This is a genomic window from Pseudomonas sp. Pse35 (assembly GCF_024519715.1).
Taxonomy (GTDB): Bacteria; Pseudomonadota; Gammaproteobacteria; order Pseudomonadales; family Pseudomonadaceae; genus Aquipseudomonas; species Aquipseudomonas paracarnis.
The window spans coordinates 1-17,077 of sequence record NZ_JALJRP010000004.1 but is presented as its reverse complement, the minus strand read 5'-3'; the positions used below and the strand labels follow the sequence as shown (position 1 = coordinate 17,077).

General features: G+C 59.6%; 21 protein-coding genes. 13 read left to right on the top strand and 8 right to left on the bottom strand.

The window, feature by feature from the left end; all coding sequences use genetic code 11:
* Positions 1-239 precede the first annotated feature (239 nt).
* From OC445_RS04065 to OC445_RS04035, 6 genes are all read left to right on the top strand, one after another.
* Complete coding sequence (locus OC445_RS04065; protein ID WP_198798664.1) at positions 240-542, top strand: hypothetical protein; 303 nt, start codon at positions 240-242, stop codon at positions 540-542.
* Positions 539-1,231, top strand: a complete 693-nt coding sequence (locus OC445_RS04060; protein WP_198798663.1) for a hypothetical protein — start codon at positions 539-541, stop codon at positions 1,229-1,231. Before OC445_RS04065 ends, OC445_RS04060 begins: the two co-directional genes overlap by 4 nt.
* Before the next feature lie 51 nt (positions 1,232-1,282).
* On the top strand, positions 1,283-1,654 hold the full coding sequence (locus OC445_RS04055; protein WP_262019953.1) for a hypothetical protein: 372 nt from the start codon (positions 1,283-1,285) through the stop codon (positions 1,652-1,654).
* On the top strand, positions 1,651-1,881 hold the full coding sequence (locus OC445_RS04050) for a helix-turn-helix transcriptional regulator (protein ID WP_262019952.1): 231 nt from the start codon (positions 1,651-1,653) through the stop codon (positions 1,879-1,881). Before OC445_RS04055 ends, OC445_RS04050 begins: the two co-directional genes overlap by 4 nt.
* Positions 1,882-2,330: 449 nt before the next feature.
* A complete protein-coding gene (locus tag OC445_RS04040; protein ID WP_262019951.1) occupies positions 2,331-2,663 on the top strand; it encodes a hypothetical protein in 333 nt (110 codons plus the stop codon).
* A 97-nt stretch (positions 2,664-2,760) separates the two neighbouring features.
* Positions 2,761-3,261: a methylated-DNA--[protein]-cysteine S-methyltransferase gene (locus OC445_RS04035; protein WP_034126552.1), complete on the top strand. Its 501-nt coding sequence runs from the start codon at positions 2,761-2,763 to the stop codon at positions 3,259-3,261.
* Positions 3,262-3,352: 91 nt separating this feature from the next.
* On the opposite strand, the gene OC445_RS04030 is transcribed toward OC445_RS04035, so the two are convergent.
* From OC445_RS04030 to OC445_RS04015, 4 genes are all read right to left on the bottom strand, one after another.
* Positions 3,353-3,880: a DUF4142 domain-containing protein gene (locus tag OC445_RS04030; RefSeq protein WP_262019950.1), complete on the bottom strand. Its 528-nt coding sequence runs from the start codon at positions 3,878-3,880 to the stop codon at positions 3,353-3,355.
* A gap of 119 nt (positions 3,881-3,999) precedes the next feature.
* The gene (locus tag OC445_RS04025; protein ID WP_198791464.1) at positions 4,000-4,641 is read right to left on the bottom strand and encodes a LysE family translocator; all 642 of its coding nucleotides are present in this window, start codon (positions 4,639-4,641) and stop codon (positions 4,000-4,002) included.
* A 47-nt stretch (positions 4,642-4,688) separates the two neighbouring features.
* Positions 4,689-5,105, bottom strand: a complete 417-nt coding sequence (gene fos, locus OC445_RS04020; protein ID WP_054898736.1) for a fosfomycin resistance glutathione transferase — start codon at positions 5,103-5,105, stop codon at positions 4,689-4,691.
* The gene (locus tag OC445_RS04015) at positions 5,106-6,038 is read right to left on the bottom strand and encodes a LysR family transcriptional regulator (RefSeq protein WP_405647278.1); all 933 of its coding nucleotides are present in this window, start codon (positions 6,036-6,038) and stop codon (positions 5,106-5,108) included.
* Between the two features lie 77 nt (positions 6,039-6,115).
* Here OC445_RS04015 and OC445_RS04010 point away from each other — a divergent pair, with 77 nt between their 5' ends.
* Positions 6,116-6,592 (top strand): DMT family transporter, encoded by a 477-nt coding sequence (locus tag OC445_RS04010; RefSeq protein ID WP_034126548.1) that lies wholly within the window; start codon positions 6,116-6,118, stop codon positions 6,590-6,592.
* Here OC445_RS04010 and OC445_RS04005 read toward each other — a convergent pair.
* Both OC445_RS04005 and yiaY read right to left on the bottom strand, forming a co-directional pair.
* Positions 6,564-7,238 carry an NAD(P)H-binding protein gene (locus OC445_RS04005; RefSeq protein ID WP_197900785.1) on the bottom strand — a complete coding sequence of 225 codons (675 nt, stop codon included), beginning with the start codon at positions 7,236-7,238 and terminating at the stop codon, positions 6,564-6,566. The two genes, OC445_RS04010 and OC445_RS04005, sit on opposite strands and share 29 nt — an antisense overlap.
* Positions 7,239-7,324: 86 nt before the next feature.
* Positions 7,325-8,473, bottom strand: coding sequence for an L-threonine dehydrogenase (gene yiaY / locus OC445_RS04000; RefSeq protein ID WP_034126546.1), 1,149 nt, complete (start codon positions 8,471-8,473; stop codon positions 7,325-7,327).
* Between the two features lie 123 nt (positions 8,474-8,596).
* Between yiaY and OC445_RS03995 the strand changes: the two genes are divergently transcribed.
* Positions 8,597-9,613 (top strand): DUF4917 family protein, encoded by a 1,017-nt coding sequence (locus OC445_RS03995; RefSeq protein WP_262019948.1) that lies wholly within the window; start codon positions 8,597-8,599, stop codon positions 9,611-9,613.
* A 113-nt stretch (positions 9,614-9,726) separates the two neighbouring features.
* Here OC445_RS03995 and OC445_RS03990 read toward each other — a convergent pair whose 3' ends face one another.
* Complete coding sequence (locus OC445_RS03990; RefSeq protein ID WP_197900787.1) at positions 9,727-10,254, bottom strand: helix-turn-helix domain-containing protein; 528 nt, start codon at positions 10,252-10,254, stop codon at positions 9,727-9,729.
* A 160-nt stretch (positions 10,255-10,414) separates the two neighbouring features.
* Here OC445_RS03990 and OC445_RS03985 point away from each other — a divergent pair, with 160 nt between their 5' ends.
* Positions 10,415-11,197: an aldolase gene (locus tag OC445_RS03985; protein WP_034126544.1), complete on the top strand. Its 783-nt coding sequence runs from the start codon at positions 10,415-10,417 to the stop codon at positions 11,195-11,197.
* A 30-nt stretch (positions 11,198-11,227) separates the two neighbouring features.
* Positions 11,228-12,106 carry a dihydrodipicolinate synthase family protein gene (locus OC445_RS03980; protein ID WP_057975652.1) on the top strand — a complete coding sequence of 293 codons (879 nt, stop codon included), beginning with the start codon at positions 11,228-11,230 and terminating at the stop codon, positions 12,104-12,106.
* A gap of 48 nt (positions 12,107-12,154) precedes the next feature.
* On the opposite strand, the gene OC445_RS03975 is transcribed toward OC445_RS03980, so the two are convergent.
* Positions 12,155-12,487, bottom strand: coding sequence for a YegP family protein (locus OC445_RS03975; protein WP_054917601.1), 333 nt, complete (start codon positions 12,485-12,487; stop codon positions 12,155-12,157).
* Between the two features lie 168 nt (positions 12,488-12,655).
* Between OC445_RS03975 and OC445_RS03970 the strand changes: the two genes are divergently transcribed.
* The 3 genes from OC445_RS03970 (at position 12,656) to OC445_RS03960 (ending at position 16,840) form a co-directional block, all read left to right on the top strand.
* Positions 12,656-13,195 carry an RNA polymerase sigma factor gene (locus OC445_RS03970; RefSeq protein ID WP_181124959.1) on the top strand — a complete coding sequence of 180 codons (540 nt, stop codon included), beginning with the start codon at positions 12,656-12,658 and terminating at the stop codon, positions 13,193-13,195.
* Positions 13,192-14,160: a FecR family protein gene (locus OC445_RS03965; protein WP_054898729.1), complete on the top strand. Its 969-nt coding sequence runs from the start codon at positions 13,192-13,194 to the stop codon at positions 14,158-14,160. The genes OC445_RS03970 and OC445_RS03965 overlap by 4 nt, the downstream gene beginning before the upstream one ends.
* Before the next feature lie 127 nt (positions 14,161-14,287).
* Positions 14,288-16,840 (top strand): TonB-dependent receptor, encoded by a 2,553-nt coding sequence (locus OC445_RS03960; RefSeq protein WP_072446845.1) that lies wholly within the window; start codon positions 14,288-14,290, stop codon positions 16,838-16,840.
* Positions 16,841-17,077: the final 237 nt, after the last annotated feature.

Below are 17,077 nucleotides of genomic sequence, written 5' to 3'. Positions count from 1 at the left end.
AAGAATTCATCGTCATGGACGCCTATCACATCGAGGCAGGCAGGCTGACAGATAGGACCGGCGACACACTCCCCAACATGACCGGCGCCGCCTTCGGACGATGCAATAGAGCGTCTTGCGGCCATGAGTGGCGCTTTCGGGCAAACCCAATACAGGCGCATGAGAATTCAAAGCTCTAACCAACTCCCCGCCTACTGCTGGTGCCTGCTGGCACTGGCACAACTGATTTGAGGTGATTTATGAACAAAGAGCAGCGTTATAAAATGATCAGCCTCGACCTGGCTGCCGACGCGGCAATCGCCGAGCAGCGCAAGTTTGCAATGCAGGTTTACCCGAAGGGGTGCCTTGTTCGCGTCCACCACTCGCGGGGATCGTTCGAAGCTCGCGTTGAAAACCACGATCGTAACGGCCACCAACTGACAGTCGTCAACTGCAAGACTGGAAAGGCCACCTACGCATACCCGGCAAGCAGCCGGACAAACACCTATGCGGGCGAGGCCTGGGCTTCGAACGTTGAATTCCTGGAAGGACCGAAGCCATGACCACCAACCAAACTATTGACGGCGTGTCGCGTGCGTTGCTGAAGCGAATTTACCGGCACTTGTTCGTAGAGCCTTCGCTGAACCGGGACGACGGCAAAAAGCTACGCGCCCTGCTGGATGCGCCTGCAAAGCCCAGCGCAACCGCCGAGACCGTGACGGCCATCATCTGCGACATCTGCGAGCATGAGCCGGACGACAACCCGGACAGCGCGCACATCAGCATCAAGGCCCTTGAGTTGATCCTTTTGCAGAACCTGGAAGGTCTGATCAAGCCCGCCGCCCAGCCCCAGGGCGAGCCAGTGGCGTGCGCCCATGAATGGACAGATGACGGCGAGTTCACGCTGACATGCACTAAGTGCGGCAAGACAGAAAACCATGAGCCGTACGGCTGGGTGCAGACGCGCGGCAATGCGATCAACCACTTCACGCAGGAATGGGATGTGGTCGAATCTTGGGAAGATCAGGGCTTTGAATACAAGGCGATGTTCGACCACGCCGAGCAGCCCGCGCCGGTAGCGGTGGTGCGCTGTTCTTTCTGTGATGTCACCGACCAGGATGGCAACCCATGGAGCGGCGGAAGCGCTACCCAGGACGGGATCCTTATTTACCGAGTTATTGGATGCAAAGACCATAAGCACTTGGCTGATGCCTGCCTTGCCGAAGTAACCCGCCTCAACCCCTCTCTGTAACCCCTCCCCCTTCAATCAATCCACCCGGCAACGGCGTGGCGAGGTATTCCCATGGACAATACAAATGCAGACGTGTTGCAGGAATTCGACTCACTTTTGAGCCGCGCACGGTTTTACAGGCAGGGGGCTATCATTCCTCAGAAAGTGCTTCGCGGACCAAAAAGAAAAAAGCAGCACCAACTTACCTTCGGCTCCGACAGCTGGGTGTTGCCGACCAAAACGGGCTACTTGGTAGTTTGTGCTACCGGGGTTAACACCTCAGCAATCAGGCTGCGCGGCCTCCCCGCGGGGACTTATATAGGCTCCCCATACCACCCTGGCGGCGAGACGCACTGGCAAGGAGATAAAGGAATTTCCCGTGATCAGTGGGCGAAAAACGTTATCGAAACCCTAAAGAAAAAGAATGGCGAGGCATTCCTATGAACCAACAACACACCGCCCTGGTGGGCAACAAAGAAGTTCTCAAGATGCTGGGCATGCAAAGCGTGTCCGGCCTTAACAAGCTGCGGGTTCGTGACAAGACGTTCCCGGCGCCGATCAAAAGCAGTGACGCACGGGGCGCCCGGTGCCGCTTCGACCCAGTCGAGGTCGAAAAGTGGATCGAGGGCAAGAAAGCCGCCCGAAACCAACAAGCCAACGCCGACGAATAAGCGCCGGCACTTCATCGCTACGGGGCTGGGCAATCCGCTGTAGCCCCAAGCGTTCTGTATGGGCGCTTGTATGGTGAAACGATGAAACCTCCTACAGGCCACGTAATCCGTGATCAATCACAAGTCCTCTACCCGCTCCACTCAGATTTGCACTTGCGTCAGGGGGTTTCTGGCGGAGGCTGCACAAAAAACCGGTCCTTGGTGACCGGTTTTTTTATGCCTAAAATTTAGTCTCCAGCACTCATCTGCTGCTCGGCTATCTGTTGAATCGCATCGTTGAATACCTGTTGAATCATCCACAGGAAAAAGCTGCTCGGGGTTTCTGGCATTCGCAGCGCGAAAGGCATTACAGCAGGAGCGATAGGTACGCCTAAACAAAGTCTTACAGGAAGACCGGCAACACCTCACGATAATGTAGGCTCATCGGCCCAGAGCTTGGAAACATGGCAATGCTGGACACCAAAAAAGCCACACCCAAAATCATCCTGTGCCAAGTAGCCGGCTGGGTGTTGGTTTTGCCGCTGCTGGTCTCGTTTGTACGGCTGCCCTTCCCCCTCGGATTATTGCTGGAGTCAGGAATGATTGCCGCCTCAGCGTATGGCGTGAGGTTTGCCTGGCGTCACGCAACCCCAGGCGTGGCTGTGTTCGCTTTGTTTGTCACCCTGCTCAACGTCATTTCTATGGTCATGTTAGGTACAGCGTCAGTACTCAAGGCCCTTTACATTATCGCCTGGCTCTACTGGTCCCCCCATTATTCCAGCTGGGTTTACTGGAATGTCTAGTTGGACAAGAATTTGACCGCAAGAAACGTAGTTCCCAACCCCCTTGGTGGAACTACAGTGGCGTGGTCCCCATCAACGCCCTTCAAGGAAACTGCTCATGGACTACCAATACAAGCTCATGCCTTCCCCTGTCGGTGAACTCACTCTGGTGGCGCGGGATGGCAAACTCAACGCCATCCTCTGGGAAGTAGAACGTGCCAATCGCGTGCGCCTGGGTGAATTGATCGAAGCCGACGACAGCCCAGTGCTCTTGGAAACCGAGCGCCAATTGCAGGAATACTTCACCGGAAAGCGTAACCACTTCGAACTGGAACTGGACTTCACCGGCACTGACTTCCAGAAGCAAGTCTGGCAAGCACTGCTGACCATTCCCTTCGGCGAAACCCGCAGCTATAGCCAGATCGCACAGCAGATCGGCAACCCCAAAGCCGTGCGCGCCGTCGGCGCCGCGAATGGGCGCAACCCCATTTCAATCATTGCGCCATGTCACCGGGTGATCGGCGCCTCCGGCGGACTGACCGGGTTCGCGGGCGGGTTGGCAGCCAAGCAGTATTTACTCGCACTTGAAGGCACAGGCCAGACGGAACTGGCGTTATAGGCGGCATTGACCCATACCCCGTCTGAAACCCGGCATGAAAACGGCGGTGGGAGTCCCCTCCCACCGCCGTTTTTCAGATCGGGCAGCGGCCTCAACCGTCGCCTTGATGGCCCTTACCGTAGGTCGACGCCAGGGCCCGGGCTTTTTGCAAGCGCTCTTCAAGCTTGGGTAGCGTCTCATCCACCAGTGCCTTTATCTCTGGCACATCCGACGCCGCGCCTTCTTTCTGGAACAGAGCGATGGCGTCTTCGTTTTCCTTGACCTGCTGCGCGGTATAGGCAGCGTCAAACGAATCGCCGTCCTTGAATTCAGGCATCAGGGTTTCGGCTTTATCAACGATCTTCTCCCGTGGGGCCACTGGCAAATCAAGCTTCTTGGCGATCGCCGCCAAGTGCTGGTTGGCCAGCGTGCGCTCGTTGATGACCTCAATGGTGTAGTCCTTGATTTCCTGGGACGAGGTCTTGGCGTGGGCCATGCGGCTGGTTTCGATATCGGCCATACCTTTGGCCGAAGCCTGCTCGATGAATTCTGCAGGCGACTGGGCGAAAGCATTGCTGGCGCCGAGGCCCAGCAGCATCGCGAAACTGGCGGTGCGTAACCGGATAGCCATGCGGCTCATGATGGGTTCCTCCAGGGCAAAAATAGGCGCGGGAGCATATAACCCGCCCTGAATTCGAATTTTCAGGACGGTAAAGGTTTAGAAAAAACTTACCTGGGCGACGAACGGTCTTCGTCACCTCAGGCCGGTTTGCTGCCGAACAGGCCCGGCAATGCGTGCGCCAGGGCATTGAGGGCGAAGCCGATAAACATCACGCCGCAGAGTTTGGTGATCAGGATTTCATGGCGTTGATACAGCGTGCGCACCCGTCGTGCACCCACCACGCCGATCAGGATCGCGTAGGCCAGCAAACCACCGATAAAGCTCAGCAGGATCAAGGTCGGCAGCATCGACCAAGTCAACAACTCGGCCCGGCTGGACAGCAACGCGGTGAACGTCGCCACGGCAACCGGGTAGGCCTTGGGGTTGGTCAAGCCAAACAGAATACCGTGCCAGAACGGATGGCGCGCCGCGCCCTGAGGAGCGTCGCTGTTGCGGCGTTGGGTACGGATCGCACGCCAGCCGAGCCAGAACAAATACATTCCACTGAGTACACCGAGTACGTCAAACGCACTGCTGCCGACTTCCCGCGCACCAACGATGGCAATCAGCGCCGTGCTGCACCACACCACATCGCCGAGCAAATGACCGCACAAGAATCCTGCCCCGGCACGCCGGCCACGGGCCGCACCGATGCCGAATACGGCCAGGACACCGGGGCCTGGGGTAATACCGTAGATAAAACCCGAAGCCAGCACGGCGAACAGCAAGGATGGGGTCATGGATAGACGCTCCGACAGACGCTAAAAGGTGATTGATTCTGCATGTTTCAGCGCGGTGGGTAAAACTTCATTCCAGCATAGGGCTTGGCACGACAGGCTTGCAGCCGCGAGGCCAGATCGCCGACATGGGCCTCCAGCTTATGGCCGTCAGGGTCGAGAAAATAAAACGATGCGCCTTCACTGCGGTTGTCTCGCCACTCCTGTACGCCGGCGGCGCGCAGGCGTTCGACCAAGGCAGTGAAATCAGCAGCATCGACAGTGAAGGCATAGTGGGTGTAATCCATCGCCGGAGCAGCCGAGCGCAACGGGTCCAGCGACAGGCACAGCCAAAGCCCAGGCAATGAGAGATAGGCACCGTTATCCCAGGTTGCGTCGAGCTGCAGGCGCAGCAGGTCGTGATAGAAACTGACGCTGCGCGGCACATCGGTGACGGCCAGGGTCAGGTGGTTGAAACCGCTGAGCATCTAGGTGTTCTCGCGTTGTCGTGGGTCTGCGGACAATACACCCACCACCCTGCCAATCAACCACTGCAACCCCACATCCCCGCCCCGCCGCGTATGCCAGGCCAGCTCAAAGGCAAACGACGGAATATGAAACGGCGGTGGCACGGCCAGCAATTGCCGAGCGTCAATATTCATCAAACCCCGGGACGACACCGTCAGAATCAGGTCCGTGCCCTGGATCAACTGCGGCGCCACGCTCCAGTGCGGCAGGCTGATCGCCACGTGGCGGCGTTCACGAATGGCCGTAAGCGCCCGTTCGATTTCCGGCGTGCCGCTGCCGCGCATCTCCAGCAGCACATGGGGGCGTGACAGGTATGTCGGCAGGTCCAGCACTCCGTTGGGCGCAAGGCTGGTGGGGTCGACCAGGCAGGTGTAATGCTCTTCGAACAGCGGCGTAGTCCGCAGTTCGGCGGGCATGTCGGGGAATACGCCCGCAGCCAGATCGAGATCGCCATTGAGCACACCCTCAACCATGCCTTCGCGGCTGGCCTGGATGATCTGCAAGTCGATACCGGGCGCTTCATGGCGTAGGACGCGAACCAGGCCGGGCAGGAATATCGCCGCGCTGTAGTCCGACATCGCCACGCGAAAGCGGCGCTTGGCCGAGGCGGGATCAAAACGATTCGGCGCCAGTAATGCCTGCACCTGGGCCAGAGCTTCGGTCAATGGCGCCGCCAATTCCAGGGCGCGGGCGGTTGGCACCAGTGTGCCGCCCTGACGCATCAACAGCGGGTCGCCCAGCATATCGCGCAGCCGTGCCAACGCATGGCTGACCGCCGGCTGGCTCAGGTGCAGGCGCTCGGCGGCGCGGGTGACGTGTTGCTCGCTGAGCAAGGCGTCGAGGATCACCAGCAGATTAAGGTCGACGCGGCGCAGATCATTCATCAACTGCATGTCCAGCATAAGAATTTGGAATTTAAATTTGCGCGACGAATACCCTAGAGTCCAGCAAAACCTTTGGGAGCGTCGAGATGACTGTGTTGCATTGGGTAGGTTTGTTAGCGCTGGCGGTGTTCGCCGGCGCGGTAGTGCCGTTTCAGAGTGCGATCAACGCCAACCTCGGGCGCGGGCTCGGCCATCCGTTGTGGGCCACCCTGGCGTCGTTACTGGTGAGCATCATCGTGCTGCTGCCGGTGATTGTGGCGATGCGTTTACCCCTGCCGAGCCTGGCCTTTATCAGCAAGGCACCGTTGTGGATGTGGGCCGGTGGTGCCTTTGGCGTGTGTTTTATTTCATTGGCGTTGATGCTGCTGCCCAAGCTCGGCGCATCGGGCTTCATTGCGCTGGCCATGGCCGGGCAGATTCTCGCGTCGTTGCTGCTGGACCATTTCGGCCTGTTCGGCCTGGTGGAACGTCAGTTGACAACCTCCCGGGCGTTGGGCGCGTTACTGCTGATCAGCGGCGTTGCGCTGATTCAGCTCAGCGGCGCTCAGCCGCCAGGCGATTGATCTGGGCCTGCTCCACCACGGGCTGCGGCGCGCCTTGGCTGGCCGCCTGCAACATCGCACGGCCGACGGTCTCGGTGCTCACCACCCAATCCGGTTTCAGTCGCCGCACAAACGAAAGCACCGGCCCAAGCACGCTGTAGAAGGATTGGTACAACGGCGTCTTCGAACGCACACCGTGCAACGGCTGGATGATCCCGGCGCGGAACAGATACACCGCCTTGAACGGCAAGCGCAGCAAGGCATTTTCGGTCTTGCCCTTGACCCGCGCCCACATCGACTTGCCGGCTTCGGAACTGTCCGTGCCGGCGCCGGACACATAGATAAAGGTCATCTGCGGATTGAGCCGCGCCAGGGTGCTGGCCGCCACGAGGGTCAGGTCATAGGTGAGGTGGGTATAGCGCGCCTCCTTCATGCCCGCCGACGAAACACCCAGGCAGAAGAAACATGCATCAAAACCCTGCAACAGGTTTTCCAGGGGCTGAAAATCCAGCATGTCGTTGTGCAACACCTGATGCAGCTTGTCGTGCTCTTGGGTCAAGGGCGTGCGGCCGACGGCCACCACTTCCTGCACATCGGCCGCCAGCAGGCACTCGCGCAGCACACCCTGGCCCACCATGCCGGTGGCGCCGAATAACAGAACTCTCATGAAGTGACCTCAGCGGCACGCCGCACGCTTGATGCTTGAATGCATTGAGCGTGTAGCTTACCGCGTGCTGCCAAAGGCTGCCCCTATCAAAAAGCGCTACGAAAGATCTCCTCAATCTGACGCTGGTCCGCCCGCCGTGGGTTGGTCAGCCCGCAGGCATCTTTCAACGCATTGCTGGCCAGCAACGGAATGTCCTGCAACTTAGCGCCAAGCTCACGCAAGCCCGCAGGGATTTCCACGTCCTGGGACAACCGACGAATCGCCGCGATGGCAGCCTGGGCGCCCTCCTCGGCGGTGATGCCCTTGATATCTGCACCAAGGGCCCGGCCCACGTCGCTCAGGCGTTTGGCGCAGACACTGGCATTGAAGCTTTGTACATGGGGCAATAGCACCGCGTTGCACACGCCATGGGGCAGGTCGTACAAGCCGCCCAATTGGTGGGCCATGGCATGCACGAAACCCAGGGACGCATTGTTGAAGGCCATGCCAGCGAGGAATTGCGCGTAGGCCATGTTTTCCCGTGCGGCCTTGTCAGTGCCGTCGCGCACCGCCAGGCGCAGGTTGGCGCTGATCAATTCGATGGCCTTGATCGCGCAGGCGTCGGTGATCGGTGTCGCAGCGGTGGACACGTAGGCTTCGATGGCGTGGGTCAGCGCATCCATGCCCGTGGCGGCGGTGAGGCCCTGGGGCATGCCGACCATCAGGGCCGGGTCGTTGACCGACAGCAACGGCGTGACATTGCGGTCGACGATGGCCATTTTTACGTGGCGGCTTTCGTCGGTGATGATACAAAAACGCGTCATCTCGCTGGCCGTGCCAGCGGTGGTATTGATGGCTACCAGCGGCAGTTGCGGCTTGCTCGATCGGTCCACGCCTTCATAGTCGCCGATACGCCCACCGTTGGTGGCGCACAGGGCAATGCCCTTGGCGCAGTCATGGGGCGAACCGCCGCCCAGGGACACGACGAAATCACAGGCGCTCTGTTGCAGTAACGCCAGGCCTTTTTCGACGTTTTCCACGCTGGGGTTGGGCTTGGCGCCGTCGTAGATCACCGAGTCGATATCCTGCATCGCCAGCTTCTCGGCGATCATGCCGGCCACACCGGCTTTGGCCAGGCCGACGTCGGTGACGATCAACGCCTTGCCAAAGCCGTAGTTGCGGATGGCGGTCATCGCTTCGTCGAGGCAATCGATACCCATGATGTTGACGGCGGGGATAAAGAACGTGCTGCTCATGATCAATCCTCAAAGGCTTTATGCCGACAGAATCAACCTGTACCGCGTGGCGCATCTTGATCAGGATCAATGCCGGCTCGTGATAAAGTCACCCCCCAGCCGATTTCGAGTAGACCCGCCGCAATGAAGGATTTCCAGGATATTGACGCCCACCTTGAAGACTGGAGCTCCCTGCGCGCTGCCGTCGACTTCAGCGGGATTCTGATCGGCAACGGCGCCAGCCGCACGATCTGGGAAGACTTTGCCTACGACTCGCTGTTCGAAAACGCCCGTACCGTCGAAGAAAAACCCCTGAGCGCCTCCGAGCTCAGCGTGTTCGACGCCTTGCAAACCCGCAGTTTCGAGCAAGCCTTGGGCGCCTTGAAAACCACCAGCCGGGTCAACAAGGCCCTGGCGGTCAGCTCGGCGGCGCCGCGTAACCGTTACTACGCGATCAAGGAAGCACTGATCAACACCATCCATGCCGTGCACATTCCCTGGCGCCTGGTGCAACCGTCGACGCTGGCGACGATCAACGCGGAGCTGGCCACCTACGCCACCGTCTTCACCAGTAACTACGATTTGCTCAACTACTGGGCGACCCTGCACGCACCGGGTATCGACGACCTGTTTCGCAGCGCCGACTCAAGCTTCGACCTGCGCAATACGCGCACCGACATCACCCGCATCCTGTACCTGCACGGAGGCCTGCAAATGGTGCGCAACCTCGACGGCACGGCGCGCAAATTGCCGTCCACCGACAGCACCCTGCTCAGCAGTTTTGCCATCAACAACACGATCAAGACCCTCGACGATGTGCCGCTGTTTGTCAGTGAAGGCAAGGTGGAGGAGAAACTCAAAAGTATCCGCAGTTCGGATTATCTGTCGTTCTGTTATGAACAGCTATTGAGCCATGAAGGCGCGCTGTGCATCTTCGGGCATGACTTGGGGCCGCAGGATAAACACCTGGTAGAAGCTATCGGCCAGGCCCGCATCAGCACCCTGGCGATCTCGGTGTCGGGGCGCAGTGATGGGTTTGTTCGTCAGCAGAAGCGGCGGTATCTGGAGCTGTTCGAGGGCTCTAATGTGGAACTGAGGTTCTTTACCGCGCGTACGCACCCACTGGGCAATCCGGCATTGTCCGTCCCTGTAGAACGCTGAGCAAAATGTGGGAGCTGGCTTGCCTGCGATGGCGGTGGGTCAGCGACAGATTGGGCACCGATAAACCGCTATCGCAGGCAAGCCATTGAATGCATTTCAAGTCGGGCTCAGTCTCACTCCTCAGCGCTGTGCACCACCACCAGCAACTGCGCCTGCACCTCTCCCACCGAGCGAATCCGGTGGGGTTTCTGCGCGTTGAAATGCAGCGCATCACCTCGCGCCAACAGCACGCGCTCGTTCATGAAATCCACCTCAACCTGGCCTTCATGCACGAATAAAAACTCCTCCCCCAGGTGCTCCTTGAAGGTCTTGTCGGTGAACTCCGCCGGCGGATAAATGATGAACGGCAGCAGGCTGCGCTCGCTGACTTGGTGGGCAAGCACCGCATAACCCGGCGAGGTGTCGGGCCGCTCATGGCTGCGCACCAGGCTGTAGCTGTCGAGGGTGACGTTGTCTTCGCTGAACAATTCTTCGACCTTCACGTTCAACGCCTTGGCGAGTTTCAACGCCGCTGCGATGGATGGCGTATTAAGCCCGCGTTCGACTTTCGACAGGTAACTCTTGGTCATCCCGGATTTTTCGGCCAGGGCCTCCAGGGTCACGCCAAGTTTTTTTCTTAATATTTTCAAGCGGATAGACATGTGCTGCGGTTAATCCCTGCAGAAAGCGATGATACAGGCTTGCCAATGACACAAAGTGTCATATAGCATCTTTAGTGTCATTTGCATTCACCCAACGACCTTGCGAGCAGCGGGCGACCAGCAAATCCGACGTCCATTGAACCACCCAAAGGACACCGATATGGCCAAGACATTAGCACTCCCAAAAGACCAACTGGTCAAGCAAGCACTGAGCCAGATGCAAAACAGCCTGGCAGATAATACGTGGACCGACCGGCAAAAGCTGGCGCTGACCTGCCGAATCCTGTTCGAGTACGGCCACGACTCCGGCCTGGCCGGGCAGATCACCGCACGTGGGCCGACGCCCGGCACCTACTACACCCAGCAACTGGGCCTGGGTTTTGACGAAATCACGGCCAGCAATCTGTTGCTGGTCAACGAAGACCTCGAAGTACTGGAAGGCCATGGCATTCCCAACCCCGCCAACCGTTTTCACACCTGGGTGTACCGCGGCCGCCCGGATGTAAACTGCATCATCCACACACACCCCACGCACATTGCCGCGCTGTCGATGCTGGAAGTGCCGTTGCAGGTGTCGCACATGGACCTTTGCCCGCTGTACGAAGATTGCGCGTTCCTGGAGGCCTGGCCCGGCGTACCGGTGGGCAATGAAGAAGGGGAAATCATCACCGCGGCCCTGGGCGACAAGCGCGCCATTCTGCTCTCGCACCACGGCCAGTTGTCCACTGGGGCCAGCATCGAAGAAGCCTGCGTGATTGCGCAGTTGATCGAACGGGCTGCCAAGTTGCAGTTGCTGGCGATGTCTGCTGGTACCGTCAAACCGATCCTGCCGGAGCTGGGGCGCGAGGCCCACGACTGGATCTCCAAACCCAAACGCCACGGCGCCGCGTTCAACTATTACGCCCGGCAAAACCTGCGCAAGCACGCCGATTGCCTGAACTGATTGCCCCCCTTTTCGACCGGAGTTTCCCCCATGTCCAACCCAACCATTCACGGCATCATCGGCTACACCATCACGCCCTTCAGCGCCGACGGCCAGCGCGTTGACCTCGACGCCCTCGGGCGCTCCATCGACCGCTTGATCAACAGCGGCGTCCACGCCATTGCGCCCTTGGGCAGCACGGGCGAAGGCGCATACCTGAGCGATGCCGAGTGGGATGAAGTCAGCGCCTACAGCATCAAGAAAGTCGCCAAGCGCGTGCCGACCATTGTCAGCGTGTCCGACCTGACCACCGCCAAGGCCGTGCGCCGCGCCCGCTACGCCGAAGAGCACGGCGCCGATGTGGTCATGGTGCTGCCGGCCTCGTACTGGAAACTCAGTGACGCGGAAATCCTCGCTCACTACGCCGCCATCGGCGACAGCATCGGCGTGCCGATCATGCTCTACAACAACCCGGCCACCAGCGGCACCGACATGTCGGTGGAGCTGATCCTGCGTATCCTCAAGCAGGTCGAGAACGTGACCATGGTCAAGGAGAGCACTGGCGACATCCAGCGCATGCACCAGTTGAAACTGCAGAGTGACGTGCCGTTCTACAACGGTTGCAACCCGCTGGCGCTGGAAGCCTTCGCGGCTGGCGCCAAAGGCTGGTGCACCGCGGCGCCGAACCTGATCCCGCAACTGAACCTGAGCTTGTATCAGGCCGTACTGGCCGATGATTTGAGCAAGGCGCGGGAGCTGTTCTACCGACAGTTGCCATTGCTGCAATTCATCCTCAAAGGCGGGCTGCCGGCGACGATCAAGGCCGGGTTGCGCTTGACCGGGTTGGAGGTGGGTAATCCGCGCTTGCCGGTGTTCCCGTTGGGTGAGGCAGGGATCGGACAGCTCAAAGCGTTGCTGTCATCGGTATAAAAAACGCCCGGCTCTCACGAGCCGGGCGCAGGTCTTCTTGCACAACCGTCAGGTCTTGTCCTTGATAGTGACACTGGGACCATTGGTCTTGACGCTGGCAATGCCATTGTCTCGTGCGGCTGTAGAGGTGTACTGCTCACTGCTGCCGATCACTTGATGATTGGCCGCCTTGAGGTTGAAGAACGGTTGGCCGTTGCTGGCCACTTTTTTCTCATAACGTTCATCATGTGGGCTGTTTGCCTGCACTGAAGCAATGCCGGCTTCAGTAGCACCGCGGGTGGTGTAAAGCTCGCTGGTCAATATGGTTTCTGCGTTCGCCGCCTTAAGCACGAAACGAAACTGCCCGTTACTGCTTTTACTCAACTCATACCATCCAGCCATGACTTTCTCCTTTGAGTGGGATATCGCTCCCAAACTTGTAGGATTAAAGGCCATGCCCCAATTTTTTCCAGCCAAACACGGGAGATCTATTTAGCTGGAGACAAATGACAATAGTTCTCGATATCATTCGCAACTTTTCCACGTCGTACTTCGTCAAGAAGGGTATCCATGTCTCGTCCCCAGCCCGACCCGTCGGCGGCCGATGCCTGTCGCGGGTTTTATGCAGACATTCTGTATTTCCTGCGTAAACGCACGGACAACGCCAGCGACGCGGCGGACATGGCCCAGGATGTATTTACCCAATGGCTGGGCTACCGCGACCGTGCCAAGGTCGAGCAGCCACGAGCGTTTCTGTTCCAGATGGCGCGCAACCTGCTGCGCGATCACTGGCGCAAACAGAAGGTACGGCAAACCGTCCACCCTGATCACGCCGAAATGGATGCCGAGCCGGTCACCGACGAGCACAACGACCCCATGGCCGCCGCCCTTCGCCTGCAACGCCTGGAACAGTTGAAAGAAGTCCTTGCCGAACTCTCGCCGCGCCGACGAGAAGCCCTTATGCTGCACCGCTTCGAAGGCTTGAGCCAGGCGCAGATAGCAACGCGCATGGGCATCTCCACCAGCATGGTGGAAAAGCACATCGCCTTTGCCCTGCTGCACTGCAAGCGCCGCCTTCAACCCGTCCCCGGCACGGAGCAGCCAGAATGAACCGCCCGAGCGACACAGACGCGCTGGACAGCCAAGCGAGCGATTGCATCGACGCCCAAGCCGCCAGTTGGTTTGCACGCAACCGCAACGAAGCAAGCCGCGCCGACCGTAAAGCCTTTGCCGACTGGCAGGCGGTGCCCGCGCATGCGCGCGCCTATGCCGAATTCGAACAGCTGTGGGCCGACCTCGCCCAGTTGCAACAACTGAACAAACCGTTGGCACTGCCCAAGCGCAAGCCCAGCCTTTGGCGCCCTGCCCTGGCGATGGCCGCCGCCCTGCTCTGCGCCGTGCTGGCGACCTCTATCGGCGCACCGCGCGAGCTGTATCACAACCAGGTTGCCACCCATGCCAAGGGCGTGCGCACTTTGAATCTGCCAGATGGCAGTACCTTGTATGTGAATGCCAACACCCATATCCGCGTGGACTTCAGCGCCCATCAACGGGTGCTGCATCTGGACAAAGGCCAGCTGTACATCGAAGTGGCCGCCGACAAGGAACGCCCCCTCTACGTGCAGGCCGGCGAGTCGAGCGTACGGGTGGTGGGCACGGCTTTCGATGTGCGCCGTGGGCAGCAGCAATTGGTGGTCAGCGTTGCCCATGGCCAGGTCGCTTTCGCGCCAAATGGCGAAAGCCCCGTCACCCTGCTCGACGCCCAGCAACGGGCCTCATACAACTACGCCAAAGGCACCGTGCAATCGCAAAGCCTCAGCGCCGAAGAGATCGCCGATTGGCGCAGCGGGCATTTGTCGTTTCGCAATCGAGAGCTGGCCAGCCTGATCGACGAACTTAGCCTCTACCGTCCACAAACGCCGTTGCAGGTCAGCAAGGCCGTCGCGCAGCTCAAGGTGTCGGGCAACCTTGATGTGAGCGACCCGGACGCCCTGCTCAACGCCTTGCCCGCGCTGTTGCCAGTGAAAACCGTGCTCTCGGCGGATGGCATCATGAGAATCGAGCCGAGCAAATAAACGGCAGAAACCACACATGAGAATATTTTGCATTCGCATGTGTGGTTTTTTTTGCCTGCCCCGTCTTCCTCCTGTCTGTGTTTGATACGCACACCTTTTTGGCTATTTAGCCGCTCCGGGGGATTTCATGTTTCGCGCGCCTTGCCACGCTTCGCACCTGTTTCTTCGACCGACACTCATGGCTACGTGCCTGGCCTTGAGCCTCAGCGCCGAAGCCGAGTCGCTCAAGCTGCACCTGCCGGCCCAGTCGCTGGCCACGTCCCTGAGCCAGGTGGCCCAGCAAGCGAAAATCCAGCTGCTGTTCGATGAAACCCTGCTCAAGAACGTGCAGGCCCCAGCGCTTGACGGTAACTACACCCCGGAAGTGGCCATCCGTTCCCTGCTCAAAAACGGTGAGCTCAACCTGATCAAGGTCGGCAGTACCTATGTGGTGCGCCCCGACGAGGGCAAAACCACCACCGGTGGCGCGATCCAGTTGGACACCCTGAGCGTGATCGGTACTGGCAATGAGGTAAACGCCAGCACCGTCAACCGCTCCACCCTGACCCAGGCCGACATCGACCGTTACCAGTCCAATAACATTCCCAGCCTGTTGCAGACCTTGCCCGGTGTCAGCCAGGGCGGCTCGCTGAAGCCCGGCGGCCAGACCATCAACATCCGTGGTTTCGGCGATGCCGAAGACGTGCCGCTGACCGTTGACGGTGCCACCAAGACAGGCTTTGAGCGTTACCAGCAAGGCACGGTGTTTATCGAGCCCGAGCTGATCAAGCGCATTGAAGTGGAAAAAGGCCCCAACTCGCCGTTCACCGGTAATGGCGGCTTCGGCGGCACGGTCAACATGGTCACCAAGGACGCTCCGGACCTGCTCAAGGACGGCCGCAACAGCGGTGCGATGCTCAAATATGGCTACTCCAGCAACGACCATGAACAGGTCTACAGCAGTGCCGTCTATGGCCGTACCGACGACGGCCGTTTCGATGCGCTGGCCTACCTGACCCAACGCGACGGCGGCGATATGAAGGTGGCCGCCAAATTGCCCAACGACAACAATGAGTACCCGATCAACCCCCAGCGCCTGCCCAACAGCGCCCAGGATGTGGACGGCAAGCTGTTCAAGGTCAACGCGCACTTTACCGATGAGCACAGTGTCGGGCTGTCGTACTCGCGCTCCCACAGCAACCGCTGGACCCCGTTTTCCGCCGCCAGCTACCCCACGCCGCCAACCCAGTTCAACATCGACCGCTACGGCTACGAAGGCGCGTTGAAGCGCTTTCTCGCCCACCGTGACACGGTCGACACCACCTGGTCGGGCAAGTATGAATACCAGCCGCTGGACAACCCGCTGGTGGACTTGACCATCAAGTATTCCCAGTCCAACACCGAACAGACCGATGAGCGTGACGCCACGGCGTTTTTCCAGTTGGCCACCGGCGGGCGCAAGATGGACACCGCCTACACCGACAAGCTCCTGGATATCCGTAACGTCAGCCTGTTTGACACCGGCCCCTTGCAGCATGCCGTGACGGTCGGCGGGCAAATCCGCAAGCACACCCGCGAAACCGAGATGTGGATGCCCGGCGCCACCTACAACACGCCGCGCTACAACTACGGGCACTTCCAGCCGGGCTTCATGCCCCACGGCAAAGTCGATACCAACAGCTTCTTTATCCAGGACGCGGTGACGTTGGGCGACGTGACGATCACGCCGTCGCTGCGCTACGACCATGTGCGCAACCGCGGCGAAGGCAACGATGCGCCCTACTACAACAACCCGGCAGTGGGTCACGACTACAGCGACCGCACCTACACTGGCTGGTCGCCACGCCTGGCGCTATTCTGGACCGTGACGCCGAGTGTGGGGCTGTTCGCCAACTGGAGCCAGACCTGGCGCGCCCCGGTGATCGACGAACAATACGAAGTGCAGGGCGTGGGCAGTCGCACCGCCACCAGCGTCGACCTGGACCCGGAGCGCATCACCTCGATCACCCTGGGCAACATCACCAGCTTCGATAACCTGCTCGCCCAGGACGACAACTTGCAACTGCGCACCACCCTGTTTCACAACAAAGTCGAAGACGAGATCTTCAAGGCCACCGGCGTGGGTTGCCAGAACCAGGCTGTCAATGGCGGCAGCATCGCTTCAGCTTGCCCGCCTGGGCCGATGTCCAACTACCGCAATATCGGCAGCCTGACCATCAAGGGCGTTGAGCTCGAATCGATCTACAACTCCACCTACCTGTTTGGCTCGGTGTCGTTCGCCTATGCCAAGGGCCAGCACCAAGGCGCCTACACCAATCCCTGGGGCCCGGACGTGGCCGCGCGGGATATTCCGCCGACCAAATGGGTACTGGTACTGGGCACTCACATCCCGGCCTGGGATGCCCAGGTGGGCTGGATGAGCCAATTCATCGGCGCCACCGACCGCCTGCCCAGCGACAAATACTCTGGCGGCCCGGGCTCCAGCATCGGCGATGTGTTCTACGACCAGTACGGCAACAAGCGCTACAACACCCAGGGCCTGTTCGCCAAATGGACACCGCAGCAGGCATATCTCAAAGGCACCGAGGTGAACTTCACGGTGGACAACCTGTTCAACAAAAACTTCCGCCCGGCCTTGAGCGGCGACCGGGCGTACACCAAGGGGCGTGATGCGAAGATCAGCGTGACGCGGTTCTTCTAAGCACACACGCATTCCAAATGTGTGTGTGGCTTGCCTGCGATAGCCATAGGTATCTACACAACTGTGCAGTTCGCCGCAGCCACCGGTAACCACGATGCGAAGCGAGCCGCTCTTGATCTTGATCTGCTTGTGATCTTGATCTCAGGCGCCCCGTTAAACCACGCTGGCCGGAATTCGCCAGTGATTTGGGGGGTAAACCGGCAGGGATGCCGGTTTAGCCGCCCCGCGCCATGGATG